The organism is Pseudocitrobacter corydidari (assembly GCF_021172065.1).
Taxonomy (GTDB): Bacteria; Pseudomonadota; Gammaproteobacteria; order Enterobacterales; family Enterobacteriaceae; genus Pseudocitrobacter; species Pseudocitrobacter corydidari.
The window spans coordinates 2676423-2694334 of record NZ_CP087880.1; the positions used below are offsets into that span (position 1 = coordinate 2676423).

At 53.3% G+C, this 17912-nt stretch carries 16 protein-coding genes; 4 read left to right on the forward strand and 12 right to left on the reverse strand.

The features are described 5' to 3' along the window. Positions 1 to 14 precede the first annotated feature (14 nt). The 4 genes from idnO to G163CM_RS12460 form a co-directional block, all read right to left on the reverse strand. Positions 15 to 779 carry a gluconate 5-dehydrogenase gene (gene idnO, locus G163CM_RS12445; protein ID WP_231825159.1) on the reverse strand — a complete coding sequence of 255 codons (765 nt, stop codon included), beginning with the start codon at positions 777 to 779 and terminating at the stop codon, positions 15 to 17. A 219-nt stretch (positions 780 to 998) separates the two neighbouring features. Continuing rightward, the gene (locus G163CM_RS12450; RefSeq protein ID WP_420851079.1) at positions 999 to 2141 is read right to left on the reverse strand and encodes an IS481 family transposase; all 1143 of its coding nucleotides are present in this window, start codon (positions 2139 to 2141) and stop codon (positions 999 to 1001) included. A 128-nt stretch (positions 2142 to 2269) separates the two neighbouring features. Then, positions 2270 to 3466 carry a multidrug efflux MFS transporter gene (locus G163CM_RS12455; RefSeq protein WP_231825160.1) on the reverse strand — a complete coding sequence of 399 codons (1197 nt, stop codon included), beginning with the start codon at positions 3464 to 3466 and terminating at the stop codon, positions 2270 to 2272. Between the two features lie 168 nt (positions 3467 to 3634). Beyond that, the gene (locus tag G163CM_RS12460; RefSeq protein WP_231825161.1) at positions 3635 to 4318 is read right to left on the reverse strand and encodes an extensin-like domain-containing protein; all 684 of its coding nucleotides are present in this window, start codon (positions 4316 to 4318) and stop codon (positions 3635 to 3637) included. Positions 4319 to 4417: 99 nt separating this feature from the next. Here G163CM_RS12460 and ddlA point away from each other — a divergent pair, with 99 nt between their 5' ends. After that, complete coding sequence (ddlA, locus tag G163CM_RS12465) at positions 4418 to 5512, forward strand: D-alanine--D-alanine ligase (protein ID WP_231825162.1); 1095 nt, start codon at positions 4418 to 4420, stop codon at positions 5510 to 5512. Positions 5513 to 5519: 7 nt separating this feature from the next. Here ddlA and G163CM_RS12470 read toward each other — a convergent pair whose 3' ends face one another. Next, a complete protein-coding gene (locus G163CM_RS12470) occupies positions 5520 to 5741 on the reverse strand; it encodes a DUF2754 family protein (RefSeq protein WP_231825163.1) in 222 nt (73 codons plus the stop codon). Positions 5742 to 5982: 241 nt separating this feature from the next. Between G163CM_RS12470 and G163CM_RS12475 the strand changes: the two genes are divergently transcribed. Beyond that, the gene (locus G163CM_RS12475) at positions 5983 to 6285 is read left to right on the forward strand and encodes a DUF2755 family protein (RefSeq protein WP_015965649.1); all 303 of its coding nucleotides are present in this window, start codon (positions 5983 to 5985) and stop codon (positions 6283 to 6285) included. Positions 6286 to 6287: 2 nt separating this feature from the next. Here the strand turns inward: G163CM_RS12475 and G163CM_RS12480 are convergent, their stop codons facing one another. Continuing rightward, complete coding sequence (locus G163CM_RS12480; protein WP_231825164.1) at positions 6288 to 7388, reverse strand: DUF1615 domain-containing protein; 1101 nt, start codon at positions 7386 to 7388, stop codon at positions 6288 to 6290. A gap of 18 nt (positions 7389 to 7406) precedes the next feature. Next, positions 7407 to 8627, reverse strand: a complete 1221-nt coding sequence (sbmA, locus tag G163CM_RS12485; RefSeq protein WP_231825165.1) for a peptide antibiotic transporter SbmA — start codon at positions 8625 to 8627, stop codon at positions 7407 to 7409. A gap of 438 nt (positions 8628 to 9065) precedes the next feature. On the opposite strand from sbmA, the gene ampH reads away from it, so the two are divergent. Then, positions 9066 to 10223 (forward strand): D-alanyl-D-alanine-carboxypeptidase/endopeptidase AmpH, encoded by a 1158-nt coding sequence (ampH, locus tag G163CM_RS12490; RefSeq protein ID WP_231825166.1) that lies wholly within the window; start codon positions 9066 to 9068, stop codon positions 10221 to 10223. Here the strand turns inward: ampH and G163CM_RS12495 are convergent. Together G163CM_RS12495 and ehaB are read right to left on the reverse strand one after the other, a co-directional pair. After that, positions 10220 to 10846 (reverse strand): helix-turn-helix domain-containing protein, encoded by a 627-nt coding sequence (locus G163CM_RS12495; protein ID WP_231825167.1) that lies wholly within the window; start codon positions 10844 to 10846, stop codon positions 10220 to 10222. The two genes, ampH and G163CM_RS12495, sit on opposite strands and share 4 nt — an antisense overlap. 99 nt (positions 10847 to 10945) lie before the next feature. Further along, a complete protein-coding gene (ehaB, locus tag G163CM_RS12500) occupies positions 10946 to 13894 on the reverse strand; it encodes an autotransporter adhesin EhaB (protein ID WP_231825168.1) in 2949 nt (982 codons plus the stop codon). 548 nt (positions 13895 to 14442) lie between these two features. Between ehaB and hemB the strand changes: the two genes are divergently transcribed. Next, positions 14443 to 15417 carry a porphobilinogen synthase gene (gene hemB / locus G163CM_RS12505; protein WP_015965655.1) on the forward strand — a complete coding sequence of 325 codons (975 nt, stop codon included), beginning with the start codon at positions 14443 to 14445 and terminating at the stop codon, positions 15415 to 15417. 57 nt (positions 15418 to 15474) lie between these two features. Here the strand turns inward: hemB and tauD are convergent, their stop codons facing one another. The 3 genes from tauD to tauB are packed head-to-tail and all read right to left on the reverse strand — an operon-like array spanning position 15475 to position 17911. Beyond that, positions 15475 to 16323 carry a taurine dioxygenase gene (gene tauD / locus G163CM_RS12510; protein WP_015965656.1) on the reverse strand — a complete coding sequence of 283 codons (849 nt, stop codon included), beginning with the start codon at positions 16321 to 16323 and terminating at the stop codon, positions 15475 to 15477. After that, positions 16320 to 17147, reverse strand: coding sequence for a taurine ABC transporter permease TauC (tauC, locus tag G163CM_RS12515; RefSeq protein ID WP_015965657.1), 828 nt, complete (start codon positions 17145 to 17147; stop codon positions 16320 to 16322). Before tauC ends, tauD begins: the two co-directional genes overlap by 4 nt. Continuing rightward, positions 17144 to 17911 (reverse strand): taurine ABC transporter ATP-binding subunit, encoded by a 768-nt coding sequence (gene tauB, locus G163CM_RS12520; RefSeq protein WP_231825169.1) that lies wholly within the window; start codon positions 17909 to 17911, stop codon positions 17144 to 17146. Before tauB ends, tauC begins: the two co-directional genes overlap by 4 nt. Position 17912 lies beyond the last annotated feature (1 nt).

Below are 17912 nucleotides of genomic sequence, written 5' to 3' on the forward strand. Positions count from 1 at the left end.
ATTATTTTATGTTGTTACACGGCGGCTAACATTCCGCCATCGACAAACAGAATATGACCATTCACGAAATTAGAGGCAGGCGCCGCGAGATAAACTGCCGCGCCAATCAGTTCCTCTGGTATTCCCCAGCGGGCTGCTGGCGTACGCTGGTAGAGCCAGGCGGAAAAGGCATCGTCATTAACCAGTGCAGCCGTCATGTCGGTGGCAAAATATCCCGGCGCAATACCGTTAACCTGAATATTGTATTCCGCCAGCTCGACACACATTCCGCGGGTTAACATTTTGACCGCGCCTTTTGAGGCGGCGTAAGGCGTAATCGTTTTGCGACCTAATTCGCTTTGCATCGAGCAGATATTTATTATTTTCCCCTGTCGGCGCTGCATCATATATTTCGCCACCTGCTGGGAAACTAAAAACACGGATTTTTGGTTAACGTCGATCACTTTATCCCATTCGGCTTCCGGGAATTCGGTGAAGGGATAACGTCGCTGAATACCGGCATTATTAATCAGAATATCAATTGCGCCCACCTCCTGTTCGATGTTGTCGATAGCTTTGGCGACCTCCTGCGCATGAGTGACATCAAAACCGTAACCCACTGCGCGGAATCCCTCAGCCGTCAGGGCATCCGCCGCCTGCGTGGCGCGCTGCTGGGTGATGTCGTTAATCACCACCTCCGCACCGTGTTCGGCCAGGCCGCGAGCCAGCAGCAAGCCGATCCCCTGCGCTGAACCGGTTACCAGCGCGCGTTTACCCGATAAATCAAATAAATTACCCATAAAAACCTCTTGCACATTAACTGTTACGCGTAACTGTATACGCGTAACAGTTGTTTTGAGAAGATCGCTTGTGGGGAAAATGATCGTTTTGTGATCGGGGAGACATTTGAGTGAAACGCGGGTGAGGGAGTCGCATTTTTCCCCCCTCACCCTAACCCTCTCCCCGTGTACGGTCCGGGGACATGGTAGACAGGTGTTCGGGGACATGGTGAACACTTTTTAACATCCTTTACCCATGGTGATCGACTTTTTCTTCAGGTCGATCACCCCCACTTTCGTACTGTACCACCACACTTCATAGCAGCCATCCTCCTGCGTCTCCTTCAGCCCGACCCGCTCTCCCCTGAATGCTTTGCCTGCCTTCAGACAGGTACCATTAATGCTCAGCTTCCCGCTGATATCGACCTTCCTCACCATCACCCCTTCATCATATTCCGGTGGCGTAATGCTGTCGCTGTACTGCCTTGCAGACGGCTGATACCGCGAGGCCGGAACGGCCATACCCAGTGCTTCATGGGGCCGTTCAAGGTTATACACCGTACGCCAGTGGTCGAAAGCACGCTGCAGCTCACCGCTGTCTGTGAACCACTTACCCTGCAGCACTTCCGCCTTCAGGCTGCGGTGAAAACGTTCCAGCTTGCCCTGTGTCTGCGGATGGTATGGCCGGGAATGCCCCACCCGGATACCCTGGCGCATCAGCCACAGCTCCAGCGCTGTCCAGACACCGGTGGTGTCGCCCCACGGCGCGCCGTTGTCCATCGTCATCCGGTCTGGCAGCCCGTAGCGTTCAAACACGCTGACCAGCTGCTGCTGCACGGTCTCACGGCGTTCATCGGCGCAGGGTGCCAGACACAGGGAGAAACGGGAGTGGTCATCCAGCAGGGTGAGCGGATGGCAGCGCCCCCCGCCGAAGGGGAAGTGGCCCTTAAAATCCATCTGCCAGAGCCGGTTCGGCGCGTCATGTTCGAAGCGCCCTGTGGCCGGAATGCCCGGAGCCGTGCCCGGTAGCAGACCGTGACGGGCCATCAGGTTATGGACGGTGCTGAAGGCGGGCATACGGTGCCCCTGGTCTTCGAGCCAGCGCTTTATCTTGCGGGCGCCCCAGCGCTCATGACGGGCATGGGCGATGCGCAGCAGGTCAGTGATATCATCCGGAGAACGGTTGGGAGAGTGATGAGGTACGCGGGGACGGTCCAGAAGACCGGATGCGCCTTCCTCAGCCCAGCGACGAAGCCACTTGTAACCGGTGGCGGGAGAAATGCCGTAGTGACGGCAGAGGGAACGGATGTTCGCCCCGTCTTGTGAGGCGAACAGAACAAACTCGGAACGTAATGACATGGTATCTCTCGCATCCCAGGGCATAAGCGACTCCATAAACGGATTCTTATGCCTTAGTTGTAAGTGTCTACCATGTCCCCGAACAAGTGTTAACTATGTCCCCGGACCGTACACCCCGAAGGGGCGAGGGAACTGAACGAGTTCGGAATTGACTACGCTGCGGTTTTACTGCGCCGCAGCATCACCACCAGTTGCCAGATATTAATCAGCACAATAATCGCCGTCGCCACAAACACCCAGCGGAAGCCCGCCATGGCGGAAACGGACGCCCCGATCAGCGGCCCGGCAACGTTGCCCAAATACATAAACGATTGGTTGTAGCCGAAAATCCGCCCGGTCACGCGTTCGCTGATGTACTTGAGCAGCAACGTTTGTACCGCTGGCAGCATCGCGCCATCGGCGAAGCCGAGCAGGAAGCGCAGCACGCCAAGCTGGAACGGTGTGGTCACAAACGACATGGCGAAAAACAGCACCACCGCAAAGCACAGCGTCGCCAATAGAATGCGCGCCGTACCGATGCGGTCGCCCAGCTTGCCGAGCCGTGGCGCGGAGATCAGCGCCGAGACGCCCGGTACGGCGGCGATCATCCCACTCAGGAAAGCGATGTTGTTACTGTCCGGCGCCATCGATTTAATAAACAGCGCCAGAATCGGGCCGATCGAACCATTACATAGCTGAATCACCATGGTGGTGACAAACAGGCTGATCACCAGCCCCGGATACGGCAGCGAAGCAAATACCGCCTTCCCGCTCAACCGCTCTGATTTGCTGATTTGCGGCCGCACGCCCTCTTTAATTAAAAACAGGGTGACGAGGAAGCTAATCATCAGCAAAAACGCAGTGATGTAAAAGACCATCCGCAGACCCATGTGATCCGCGAGGAAACCGCCGAGCAGCGGCCCGCCGATGACGCCGCTGATTTGCGCGGTAGAGAGCGTACTCAGCGCCCAGCCGCTGCGCTCACGCGGCACCTGCGAGGCGACCAGCGCCATCGCGTTTGGTATATAACCCGACGTCAGCCCCATCACGCCGCGCAGAATAAACAGCTGCCAGACGTTGGTGGCAAAGGCTTGCAGCAAAATGGCAATCGCCATACCCAGCGACGCGCGCAGGAGCATCAATTTGCGCCCTTTGCGATCCGCCAGGCTTCCCCACATGGGCGAGACAATCGCCGAAACCAGAAAAGTGATACTGAACGTTAGCCCTGACCACATCGAGAGCGATTCATGAGACGTGACGCCCAGTTGCGCCACGTAGAGCGGCAAAAAGGGCAGAATTTGACTGATGGCGAGGCCGGTAAAGAAGCAGCCAAACCAGACAGAGATGAGATTTACCTTCCAGGATTCCATAACTACGCGTTTTCGTTCACTTATGCGGACAAGTGCACAGGGTAGCAAGTTGTATGGCAGTCGGTATTGTCAGAGATGCGGTCGCGGTGAGTTTAGGGTTTTATCATTGATTTGCTATTTTCTGTGAACGATCTCACGTTTTAATTTCCAGCACAAAGAGAGTTATGCTTAGCGACAAAGCCCGTAGCCGCGCATACCGAGATGAAAATGATTGGCGTGCGCCGCGTTATAGCCTGGCCCCAGCCCATTACCGTAATACTGGCAGCTTGCCGCCAGCAGCGTTTGCAGGAACGGTTGAGTCTGCGGCTGCGTCCAGCCCTTCAGTACGCTAACCTGGGTGCCATTCTCCAGACGAAAGCCGCTGATATCCAGCGCATTTGCCGTGGCATGTTCGCTCAGCGGGCCGTCGGCGCGATGATAAATATTACGGCAGGCAAAACTCCCCAGATGGTCAATGCGCGTCACTTCGCTGTTTAACATTTGCCGGGAAAGCGGCTTCACCTGCTGTTCCACATACAAGGCGCTGCTTAGCGCCAGGCGGCAGCTGGCGAGAAAGCGATTGCTGAGTTTCACCGTGCCAAAATCACGCACCTGCACCACATCCGTGAGCGGACACGCGCCGCTGCTCGGTGCCACTCGCTGAGTACTGATAAGATTTTGCTGATTTGCCTCGGCCAGCAGCGTCTGACACTGCGCATCCGTTATCGCTTTGAGCTTCCAGCGCGTCACCAGACCGGGTGGATCGTTAAGCATTAATGGCGTAAATGGATTGTACCAGGATGGCAGCATCTGATAGCCACCATAGCCAATAGCGATAAGCCCCGCAAATACCAGCCAGCGCGTGATTTTCATCGGCTCTCCTGCCTGCAATAAAGTTAAAGATTATGGCAGATAGCCCGGAAATCACGTGGTATGTTATGTGTTTTGCGTTTGGAACGGATGGAATTAAAGATGGCGAAGTTGCGGGTTGGGATTGTTTTCGGCGGGAAATCAGCAGAGCACGAAGTGTCGCTGCAGTCGGCTAAGAATATCGTTGAAGCCATTGATAAAACACGCTTTGACGTGGTGCTGCTGGGCATTGATAAACAGGGTCAGTGGCACATCAACGATGCGCAAAACTATTTGCTGAACGCGCAGGACCCGGCAAAAATCGCCCTTCGTCACTCTGATGTGACGCTGGCGCAAATCCCTGGAAAAACCTCGCAGCAATTGATCAACGCAGAAAGCGGCCAGCCGCTTAGCGCGATTGACGTGATTTTCCCGATTGTTCACGGCACGCTTGGCGAAGATGGATCCCTGCAGGGCATGCTTCGCGTAGCGAATCTGCCGTTTGTGGGTTCCGATGTGCTGAGTTCTGCCGCCTGCATGGACAAAGACGTCACTAAGCGCCTGCTGCGCGACGCCGGGCTTGCCATCGCGCCGTTCATTACGCTGACACGCAACAACCGTGACCGTATTTCGTTTGCGGAAGTCGAAGCGAAACTGGGCCTGCCGCTGTTTGTAAAACCGGCCAATCAGGGTTCTTCTGTTGGCGTGAGCAAGGTCAATAGCGAAGCGCAATATCAGCAGGCCGTGGCGCTGGCATTTGAGTTTGACCATAAAGTAGTGGTTGAGCAGGGTATTAAGGGCCGCGAGATCGAATGCGCAGTGCTGGGCAACGATGAACCGCAGGCCAGTACCTGTGGCGAAATTGTGCTGAACAGCGAATTTTACGCCTACGACACCAAATACATTGATGATAACGGCGCGAAAGTCGTCGTTCCGGCGGCGATTCCGGCAGAGATCAACGACAAAATCCGCGATGTTGCAGTGCAGGCGTATCAAACGTTGGGTTGCAGCGGGATGGCGCGTGTCGATGTGTTCCTGACGGCGGAAAATGAAGTCGTGATTAACGAAATCAATACGCTGCCAGGTTTCACCAACATAAGCATGTATCCAAAACTGTGGCAGGCAAGCGGGCTGGATTACACCTCGCTGATCACACGTTTAATCGAGCTGGCACTGGAACGCCATCAGGCCGATAGCGCCCTCAAAACCACGATGTAAAAGAGGCTTAGTTCGCGCCCTCTTCCACGCCGTCGCCTGCCGGGCGGCGGCGAATAATTAACCCTGCCAGCCAGAAGCTCATCACCCACGTCACCATCCCAACCGTATAGGTTTGCCAGCTTTTCGCTTCAAAACCCAGCAAGCCAACCGCGCCGTTAAGAATATAAATCAGACCAATCGCGAACGCATAGTAGTGCCAGTCACGGCGAATTTTAGCAGGCAGCTTCATAATGCCTCCGAAGATAAAAAAATCATCTTTGCATATCCCTGGCTACCAGTCTGTGGTGTGAACAACAATTATCAAATGTTAGTTTAATGTTTACATTTAGGATTTGTGATCGCCACACAACTCCCGATAATCCAGGACGAATCCTTAACCGAAATTACCATAATTCTTATACTGCCCCGCAAGGAAGGCTGTCACACTCATGCCAGTGTCACGGTCATGTAATGAAGTCCGGGAGGTCTTTATGACAGATTTCGCCTTGTCGAAGCTCATCCTGAATGGGAAAAAAAGCGCATCTTCTGCGCCGGGCAACGTCGCCTATGCGGTGTTCGTTCTGCTCTGTTTTTGGGCTGGTGCACAGTTGCTAAACCTGCTGGTGCATGCGCCTGGGGTTTACGAGCATTTGATGCAAATGCAGGATACGGGCCGCCCGCGTGTTGAAATGGGGCTGGCCGTCGGAACCCTGTTCGGTCTGGTGCCGTTTTTGGGCGGCTGTGCGATTTTAGGCTTCGTGGCGCTCGTGATGCGCTGGCGTCGCCAGCGCTAATCTTAGTTCGCCATACACTTGGCCCGACGATCGTCGACGCGCTTCGCAAACCACGCCGTGGTGAGATTGCGCGTGATCTTCGGGCTCTCCAGTTGAATCCCAGGTAACATCTCTTTCACCAGCGTTTTGCCGGTTTTCTGCTGCGCTATCTTATACACGCCCTTGTAGAGCTCGGTCTCTTCAAACGCCAGGCTGTCGCCCTTCTTCAACTGGCGATGGATTTCGTCATCACTCAGCGAAAGTTTGCCTGCCAGCTTGCGCACCGCCAGCTCGGTTTTCCCTGCTTCATCGCTGTCATAGCGGATTAAATCGCCGTCCAGCGCCAGCTTAACGCCGGTCGCTTTACTGACCGCATACTGGAATGCCGCATTACGGCTGGCATACCAGCCTGCGTTAAAGTCTGCGAATCGGTAAATTGGGGCCGTGTAATTGGCCGGATAGTTCAGCAGATGGTATGTGCCAAACCACAGCCCACCGCGCAGGCTGAAGACTTCCTGACGTACGGTGCCGTCCATTTTCCACGGGTAACTGCGCGTGTGCGCCTCGGCAAAAGCAATGCTCACCTGCATCGGGCCGCCGGTATGTACCGGATTCAGCGAGCCAAACAGCGTCTGCCCCATTGGTACGATGTTAATAAAGTCATCAAAAATCGCGCTCAGCTGTTTTTCCGTTTTCACGTTATCCAGCCGCTCGCTGTAGCTTTTGCCGTTAGGCGAGGTAATTTTCAGAGCGGTATGCACGAGGAACGTCGGTATGTGCATACGCTCGGCACGGCGGTCAATTTCCTGCCAGGCGATTTTACTCAACCCTGGCACCGCCGGGTCCGCCTGATAGTTGGATTCCTGCTGCGCCACCGCCAGCACCGAACAGATATTCTCTTTTGTCGGTGCCAGCTTTTGGCTTTCAAAGGTTGTTGCCAGCGCCTGCGCCCAGGCTTCCCGGTCCTTCACGCTGGCCGGTATTTTTTGCCGCACCACCGACGCCACGTCAACGGGCTTCTCCCCTTTCTTCAACGTTGGCGTCTGTTGACTGGTACAGGCGCTTAATACCAGCCCCGCCAGCAACGTTAACGGGAGTGAGACATAACGTGATACTGGCGTCATCGTGCTTCCTTGTAGAAATTAACTAAATGTGTGGGTCACTTCCTGGAGATCTTTGTCATCCAACTGGTGCTCGAAGCTGCGCAGACGTTTGTAGATGGACATCAGTTCCACCAGCATGGGCCAGGCGCTAATCAGATACTGGAACGAACCGCGCACCTGGCCGAATACGTTGAGGATCTGCTGCAGCAGGCCCAGCGTGATTGCACCTGCGGCGATTGACGGGAACAATAGAATCACGCCAAAAACATTATCTATTTGAAGATACAGGTTACGAGCGATATTGAAATACATATAGTGGAAATAGAGACGAAAATAGTTGCGGCGCACGGCGCTGAATAGCTCGCGAGCCGTCGGCGGCGTGGCGCGGGCTTCATCATCTTCCCCGTAGACCAGTTCTTTACGATAGGCCGCTTCCACACGCTGGTTTTTAAATTCCAGTCCAGGCAGTTTGATACCGACAATCGCCAGCAGCAAGGTACCCATAACAGACCAGATAATCGCGGCGATCACCAGACCATACGGTATGCTGCCCAGAATCGGCAGCGACGGTACGTGGGCCGAAAGTGTAACCAGCACCGGCAAAAAGGCAATCAGCGTCATAATGGCATTAATAAAGCTGGTACCAATATCTTCCATCCTGGAGGCAAAACGCATGGTGTCTTCCTGCACACGCTGCGCCGCACCTTCAATATGACGCAGATGATCCCAGTGCGCCATATAGTACTCATTCATCGCGGCACGCCAGCGAAACACATAATGACTGACGAAGAAACTGTTAAGCACGCCGACGGTGACGGCAATCAGGGCAATGCCGAGGAAAATGCCGATTTCGTGATAGAGTTGATCAATAGAGACCTTATGCGGCGTGGTCAACGCCTGCTGGATGAGGTCCCAGAATGGGGCATACCAGGCGTTAATTGCGACGCCCACTTCCACACCAAACCAGGTGACGAAAATAATCAGCGCGGTTCCCAATATCGACCAATACTGCCAGCGATGTGGGCTGCGCACAAACCAGTAGAGCGCGAAAAGCCCGACGCAAACGGCGTAAAACGCGTAGAAAACCAGATAGTTCAGCGACCAGAAGCGGGCTGCGCTAATCGGGACATCCTTCGATGCATGAACCAGATTCAGCAGCCAGCTTCCTCCACCCGCTTGCCAGAAAATGACGGCAATCAACGCCCAAATAAATGCCGAGAGAAAAAAGGGCCCCGGCTTAGGGAAAAAAGACTTAAACATAGTGCTCTCCTGCTAACTTCTTATGGTTCTGGCGTTTGCTGTGTACAACACAAGTCCTGTCGCAGCATGCGCTGCAACCAAAGGGATACCACGTAAAAACGAAAGATAACCGCACAATGAGACCGATAAACAGGCGCTTAGTTCGCCGGTAAAAGGTGCAAAATCGCCTTAACGATATTTCAGTTGTAACGCGGTTTCCAGGAAGGTTTGACTCACGTTTTAACCGTATTCAGCGACACAAATGGAATATTCATCTTATCTATCATACGCGACGGATCACAAAAGTGTGTCTTCAATACAAAGTTTCATATCCACGGTTACTCACCGTTACGTTTTTCCCGCTATGATAGCGTTTAATGGCGCTTTCTCAGGTGCCGATTCACGGTGTAAGTAGTATAAATACGCACTGTTCCCCCATTTCATTTATGGATGCCTTCGTTGAAACGTAGTCTGCTTTTTTCTGCCGCGCTCTGCGTGGCGTCATTGACATCAGTCCAGGCGGCTCAGCCGATCGCCGATCCCGTTTTTGCTTCCGATATTGTCGACCGCTACGCTAACCATATCTTCTACGGCAGCGGCGCGACGGGAATGGCACTGGTGGTTATTGATGGCAACCAGCGCGTATTCCGCAGCTTTGGCGAAACTCGCCCCGGCAACAACGTGCATCCACAGCTAGATTCAGTGATTCGTATTGCGTCGCTGACCAAGCTGATGACCAGCGAGATGCTGGTGAAACTGCTCGACCAGGGCGTGGTGAAGCTTGACGATCCGTTAAGCAAATATGCTCCGCCGGGCGCGCATGTGCCAACTTATCAGGGCTCACCGATTCGCCTGGTGAACCTCGCCACGCACACCAGCGCGCTGCCGCGCGAGCAGCCAGGTGGCGCGGCGCATCGCCCGGTGTTTGTCTGGCCGACGCAATCACAACGTTGGGCTTATCTGAATAACGCGACCCTGAAAGCCGCCCCCGGAACGCAAGCCAGCTATTCGAATCTGGCTTTCGACCTGCTGGCCGATGCACTGGGCAACGCCGCTGGTAAGCCTTATTCACAACTGTTTGAAGAGCAAATCAGCCGTCCGCTGGGCATGAAAGACACCACCTTTACGCCGTCGCCGGATCAGTGCCGTCGTTTGATGGTGGCCGAGAAAGGCGCCAGCCCGTGTAACAATACGTTGGCTGCCGTCGGGAGCGGCGGGGTTTATTCCACGCCTGGCGATATGATGCGCTGGATGCAGCAATACCTTTCTTCTGATTTCTATCATCGCAGTAATCAGGCGGATCGGATGCAGACGCTGATTTATCAACGCAACCAGCTCACGCGCGTAGTGGGTATGGATGTGCCGGGTAAAGCAGATGCGCTGGGTCTGGGATGGGTCTATATGTCGCCGAAAAATGGTCGCCCAGGGATTATTCAGAAGACGGGCGGCGGCGGTGGTTTCATTACCTATATGGCAATGATTCCGCAGGAAAACGTGGGCGCATTTGTGGTCGTCACCCGTTCTCCGCTTACCCGATTCGTCAATATGAGCGACGGTATCAATAATCTGGTTACGGAACTGAGCGGCAATCAGCCGCAGGCTGTTCCTGGCTCTTAATAGTCGTAGGGCAAACGCGTGATGCTGACGAGTTTGCCCTTTTCCATCTCAATATAATTTCCCCGTCGCAGAGCCGAGAGCACTTCGGCAATCACCGAACGTGAGATATTGGTTCGTTTCTGAATAAACTTCATGACCCCCACTCTGGCACGCAAATTTTCATTCCACTTCGACATCACCAGCAGTGTGCTGCGGATCTGGTGGTAATTACTGGCACCAATAAGCTGTCCATCACGGACTTCCAGCATGCGATGCTGCCACGTCACCCAATAGAGCGCTTCGCGCCAGAGCTGGTAACGTGTCAGGCAGTGGAGCGTGTCCTGCACGGGCAGGTAATAGCCGCGACAATCACTTTCGGTGGTGAGCGTATAGTCCTGCTGGATTTTCATGATGGCGCCGACAAGGCCAAAAATCGCCGGGCTTTGCGACATGCCGAACATGATATTGCCCGGGTTGCGGCTAATAGAGACCGCGCCCTGAGTGATAACGAGGGTGTAGTTTTCGGTCTTTTTATCTTCCGGCAAAATAATTGAACCGGCCGGTAAATCAAAATGGATACCGCGAGGAGATAAGTGCTTATCAAGAGTAACAAATTCGCTCAGTGGTTTACTCAATGCAGGCATTTTCTACCATCCATGTAAAAATGCCCGCCATAGCGATGACGGGCATGAGTAACGTTCAGTTAAACAGGGAAGTCACCTTCCCCATTTACCGGAGAGCCATTACCAGGTGTATTTAACACCCGCGTTTGCGCCCCAATCCTGATCAACATCGCCGCCGCCGAGGTAGTTAACACCGGTGTAAGCGCTGAAGTTTTTGGTGAAGCTGAACTGGCTGCCCACGCCTACGCGTACTGCGGAACCTTCAACGCCGTTGTCAATGTTATCGCCATTGACGTTGGTGTCGTTGTTGGAATCGTCATACACATAAGCCAGTTTGAAGTAAGGAGTCAGAGCCTGGTCACCGTAGTTGAAGGTGTAACCAGCATCAACGCCCAGTTCATAACGCAGGCTGTCGTAGTCCTGGCTACCAACATCCATGCCGTTGCTCAGGCTGTAGTTGTCGCCAGACTGGAACAGACCAGAAATTGCGCCGTACGGAGTTACGTAGCCAGCGTCGTTGATTTTCCAGTCGTAGCCCAGTTTCAAGCCAAAGCCCCATGCATCGGCAGTGGTATCGCCATCAACATAGTCGCCATTGCTCATGGTTGCGCTCAGGTCGTTGTTGAAGCGGCTGTAGCTTAAGTTGCCATCAACAAAGATGTTGTTCGCGAAGCGAGCAGAAGAGTAGACGTAGGCAGACTGGCTGTCTTGATCTACCTGACCAGTACGGTCATTCATGTCGCCTTTCGCGAAGGCAGCCGCAGCACCGACGATCCATTTAGCGTTGTTACCGTCGATTTTGCTATCAACACCGACCATGATGCCGTTAACGTCCTGGTCATAGTTGATGGTGCCGTTGTCGCCGTTGAAGTTGCCACCGAAGTAGCTCACCCATGCGCCGCCATTGTCTTCAAAGCCATGACGAGAGGTGTTCAGACGATTGTTCAGGGTATCCTGCTGCATGTTCCAGATGTTGGTGTTTGCAGACGGGATGCTCAGCGCCATGTTTGCGTAATCGGTCAGCTCCATCTGTTGCAGAACAACAGTGTTGCCTTTCTGCTGTGCCTGATAGGTGTATGCACCCAGGTCAGCTTTGTTGGCAGCAGAGAAGGTCGCGGTGCTGTTTTTGTCGTTGACATAAACCAGCTCGTTGCCTTTGTAGTCTGCGATAGAACCTTTACCCGTAGCGTTGTCGATACGAACTTTGTAGTTACCGGTTGCAGCAGCTACGTTGTCGCCAGCGTTATCAACTTCGTTCTGACCTGCTTCTACAGATGCAGTCGTGCTGTCGTTGTCGCCATTACCGTTGATAGTCAGGTGACCATCAGAGTTCATAGCGATAACACCGTAACCATAGTTAGATTTAGAGGTGTCGTTGGTGCGGTCGTTGACCAGATCGCTATCCATTACATAATCGCTGCTATGGATATCGAATACACCTGCATGGATATGACCCGCAGTATCAGTAGTGCTGGTCAGATTCAGGGTATCAGCCTGGAACGGGTTCGCATCGAACTGATCAACGTTCACATCCAACAGACCGTTGTTAGTCACGGTGATGGTGTTCGCATACAGTGCTGCATCAGTAACACCCCAGCCCGCAGCAACGTCATCAGACATTTTAACGGTACTGTTGTCGATGGTCAGCGTATCAGTAGCAACGTGGCCATCTTCACCGATATTCAGATAAGAACCACCGGTCAGGGAGATGGTGTCAGAGATCAGAGTAGAATCTGCTACGTTAACCTGAGAACCGCTGTTGATGCTTAAGGTATCAATCAGAGAGGTTTTGGTAGTATCCCACTCTGAAGCACCATTCAGGGTTACGGTGAACAGGCCGCTCTGATAAACTTCGTTGCCAACAATGTGACCATATTCAGAATAGGCAGTGTTGGAATCCTCAACACCAACAGTTGATAACGGCCACAGGCTGTTAGCTGCGACGTCAATCAGAGTTGCAGTAGCTTCTGTGCCAGCTGCATAACCGTCGTAAATGCCATCGCCATCAGCATCAACCTGATGCACAGACATTGCAGCACCAACCCACTTACTACCGTTGTTCAGAGTCACATCCATACGGTCTGTGCCATCCCAACCATTAGTATCTACGTCAGCATTGGTGTCGCGATAGCTGTCAGCGCCATTCGGGAAGAAGTTTTCATCAAAGTTGCTGGAGAAAACAACATCGCCCATCAGGGTAGAATTGTCGAAGGTTGCAGTAGTTTGCATCGCGTTGTCAGCATACGGATTGGCGATTGCTGCAATAGCAATATCATCAGCAGTAATGTCACCGCTGTAGTTGCTGGCATTGCCCGTATGACCAAACCAACCAGAAGTTCCTTCATCAGTCCATGAACCTGAGGTCACAGTAGAATCTTTAACAGTGATTGTGTTGTTAAACACTTCCTGGCTGTTAACACCAGTAGCAACGGTATTATCGTCAACATCTGACCATTCATAACCCTGAGTCAGGGTGATACCTGCTACATGAGAGTTATTCTGGATTGCCAGATCAACTTCTTGATCCAGAGTGATGGCTGTACCCATATCATAAACATCAACAATGTGGGTATCTGCGGTACCGTCAGTATACTTACCGTTGTAAGTATAATGTTCGTAGTTATCGTCAATAGTAGAGTTATCGACAGTCAGAGTCAGACGATCGTACACATAACCAGTATCGCGATCGTTAGCACAATCAGTGGTCATGCACTCGGAAGTAATCATGCCGTGGATGGTGCTGTTTTTAATTGTCAGGCTGTTATCGTTGGTGTTGGTAGAGATACCATCATCCAGATAGTAAGTGGAGATAACGCCGTTAACAGTTGCGTTATTAATAACAGGATAGATATCACCGTTATAGAAGCTGTCAGTTGCGTAGTTGTTCCAACCTACATAACCATCATAGTAAACACCATCTGCATAAGTGGCATCATCGTAATGATGGAAAGTATTGTAGGTCGTGCCAGAAATGTCGTTAGTTGTTGTAGCATTTGCCTGAGAGGCGATTGCCAAAGTGCAAGCCAATGCTAATTGTGATACTACAAGTTTCTTTTTCCAGGAGTGCATTTGTCATCCCTCCTCAGGGACGTATATTCGTTGGTCCATCAATTAACAATGCAATATGAGTATTGTTGCGGGCGTAATTATGCGATGCGGGGGATAAAAGGTTCAATTAATCTTTACTTAATGTCTGTATTCGGACAACTTAATCGAATAATAAAGATGCAAACAACACAAGACAAAATTCAATAAAATCAACAATTAAAATACGCACTCAATCATAAAACCCCTTTACTTCCAACCAAATAAAAAATAAAACATTCACAACCACAATCTGAAAAATTAATTCATTAAAACTATAAAACAAACAAAAACACTCAACGCCATCAAAAATAGAATTCACATCTATGACTAACATTGAACTTGAATATAAGTTTATATATAAAAATGACTCAAAAATAACCGCACTCATCATTTGAAATAATTTAAGAAATTCCTGAACAACTTCACGGCGTCCTGCCGCCTCGTCCTGCTTTATAAGCACAACTTTAGTAAAACATCACGATGGTGATTCGGTTACAATGGATGCCTGTTCCACAAACATCAGGCAAATCATGACCGATTTAATCACTCGCCCACGCCGTCTGCGCCGATCACCTGCGCTGCGGGCTATGTTTGAAGAGACAACACTGAGCTTAAACGACCTGGTGTTGCCGATCTTTGTTGAAGAAGAGATCAACGACTACAAGGCCATCGACGCCATGCCTGGCGTGATGCGCATTCCGGAGAAACATCTCGCCCGCGAAATCGAGCGCATTGCAAATGCGGGTATCCGCTCGGTGATGACCTTCGGCATATCACACCACACCGACGCGACCGGCAGCGATGCCTGGAAGGAAGACGGCCTCGTGGCGCGCATGTCGCGTATCTGTAAAGACGCCGTGCCGGAAATGATTGTCATGTCCGACACCTGCTTCTGTGAATATACCTCTCACGGCCACTGCGGCGTGCTGTGCGATCACGGCGTGGATAACGATGCAACCCTGCTGAATCTGGGTAAACAAGCCGTTGTCGCGGCGGCGGCGGGTGCCGACTTCATCGCGCCTTCTGCGGCAATGGATGGTCAGGTACAGGCAATTCGTCAGGCGCTGGACGCTGCCGGGTTTACCGATACCGCGATCATGTCCTACTCCACCAAGTTTGCGTCTTCGTTCTACGGCCCGTTCCGCGAAGCTGCGGGCACGGCGCTGAAAGGCGACCGTAAAACCTATCAGATGAACCCGATGAACCGCCGCGAAGCGATTCGCGAGTCGCTGCTGGATGAAGCACAGGGTGCGGATTGCCTGATGGTGAAACCGGCAGGCCCATATCTGGATATTCTGCGCGATATCCGCGAGCGCACTGAACTGCCAATTGGTGCGTATCAGGTGAGCGGTGAGTACGCGATGATCAAATTCGCCGCCCAGGCGGGTGCGATTGATGAAGAGAAAGTGGTGCTGGAAAGTCTGGGTGCGATTAAGCGCGCGGGCGCGGATCTTATCTTTAGCTACTTTGCCCTGGATTTGGCTGAGAAGAAAATTCTGCGATAGCAGGTGCTTTTTATCCCCTAACCCTCTCCCTGTGGGAGAGGGCTTCAGCGATCACACTCACGCCCGATAAAAAGGCTTATCCCCCAGAATCGTCGCCCGATGCATAATCCGCCGCTGCGGCAAATAATCGGCATTGGCATAGTGCTGCGTGACGCGGTTATCCCAAATCGCCACATCGTTCGGCTGCCAGCGCCAGCGCACCTGAAACTCCGGTTTCGTGACGTGCGCAAACAGGAAATTCAGCAGCGCCTCGCTCTCTTTCTCCGACACATCCACAATGCGCGTCGTAAAGCCTTCATTGACGAACAACGCCTGCTTACCGGTTACCGGATGCGTGCGCACCACCGGATGCAGCAGCGGCGGATGTTTTGCCACCGCTTCCAGCCAGCGCTGATGTTCCTCTTCGGTTTTACGGTATTTGTATTCCTGGAATGACTTTTTGAAATCGTGCTCCGCCTGCAAGCCGCTTAACAGTTTACGGAACGGCTCAGAAAGCGCCTCCCACGCCGCAATGCCGCTGGTCCACAGCGTATCGCCCCCGGTGGAGGGCAGCTCTTTTGACGCGAGGATAGCACCCGCAGGCGGCGTTTCGATAAACGTCACATCGGTATGCCAGTTATCGTTATCCGGTGGATTATTGTCATGGGTATCCAGAACGATAATTTCCTCTACGCCAGGCGCATGAGGATATACCGGGTGAATATGCAGATCGCCAAATCGCAATGCCAGATCACGCTGGAGCTCAGGGGTAATCACCTGATTACGCAGGAAAATAACCTGATGACGCAACATCGCATGATAAAGTTGCTCAAACTGGTTATCGTTCAGCGGGCGGGTTAAATCGACGCCGCTAATTTCGGCACCAATGTATGGCCCCAGCGGGGTGACAGTCAGACGTTCACTCATTGCACTTCTCCATGCCAGGGCGTCAGACGACGCTGCAACGCGCGCAGCCCCAGTTCTAAAACAAACGCGATAATCGCAATCACCGCAATGCCTGCCAGCACGACGTCGGTTGCTAAAAATTCGCCAGCAGATTGCACCATAAAACCTAACCCGCGCGTGGCGGCGATCAGTTCAGCCGCGACCAGCGTCGACCAGCCTACGCCCAGGCCAATACGCAGCCCGGTGAGGATTTCCGGCAGCGCGCCTGGCAGAATCACATACCACAGCACCTGACGGCGGCTGGCCCCCAGCGACTGCGCAGCCCGAATGCGTACCTGTTGCGCGCTCTTCACGCCGGCCAATGCCGACATCGCCACAGGGGCGAAAATCGCCAGGTAGATCAGCAAGATCTTCGAGGTTTCTCCGATACCGAACCAGATAACCATCAGCGGCAAATAGGCCAACGGCGGCACCGGACGGTAAAGCTCAATGATCGGATCCAGAATGCCGCGCACCGTGGCGTTGAGGCCCATCGCGATCCCAACAGGAACGCCAATGAATACAGCCGCCAGCAGCGCGACCAGAATACGGGCCAGGCTCGCGGAAAGGTGTTGCCACAGCGTGGCATCCATAAAGCCCTGCGGCCCGGCAATGACGATCAGTTTTTGCAGCACCTGCCCCGGCGGCGGCAGAAACAGCGGGCTGATAAGTTGCAGGGCAGCCACGCCCCACCACACCGTTAACAGCACCAGCAGCGTCGCCAGGCTTAGGGTAATCTGGCGGGAGAGCGGCCAGCGCCATTTCAGCGTTTTCAGGCGCGGTTTGTCATTAGCCACGACGCTCATGAGAAGGCCTCCCGTTGTTCAAATACGCGACTCAGAACGTACTCGCGCATGGCGATAAACTGCGGATCAGATTTAATGCTGCGGCAGGACTCCCCGGCAACATAACGACGAGCAAACTCCAGCGGCAGACGCTCCAGCACCCTTCCCGGCCCCGGCGACAGCAGCACCAGCTCGGTCGCCAAAAAGACCGCTTCTTCTATATCGTGCGTAATCAGCATGACCTGCTTGCCGGTGTCATTCCACAGCTTCAGCAGCAGGGTTTGCATCTGTTCGCGGGTAAAGGCATCCAGCGCCCCGAACGGTTCATCCAGCAAAAGTAGCTGCGGATTTGCGGCCAGCGCCCGGGCGATACCCACGCGCTGACGCTGGCCGCCGGAAAGCTGCCAGATAAAGCGTTTTTCTGCGCCTTCCAGCCCCACTTTCTTCAGCATTTCGCGGGCGATTTCCAGCCGTTCGGCCTTCACCATTCCGCTCAACTGAAGACCCAGCGCGATGTTGTCCTGTACGTTGCGCCACGGCAGCAGCCCTTCGTTCTGGAAGACCACACCGCGCTCTGCGCCCGGCCCTTCGACACGTTTTCCACCCAGCGTGATGCTGCCCTGCTGATACGGTACAAATCCGGCAATCAGGTTCAGCAGCGTGGTTTTGCCACAGCCTGACGGGCCGAGCACCACCAGCAGTTCACCGCTGTCCAGCGTGAGATTGATGTCCTCCAGCGCCGGTTTGCCGCCGTAATCGGCATAAAGATGAGAAAGTTGCAGCATC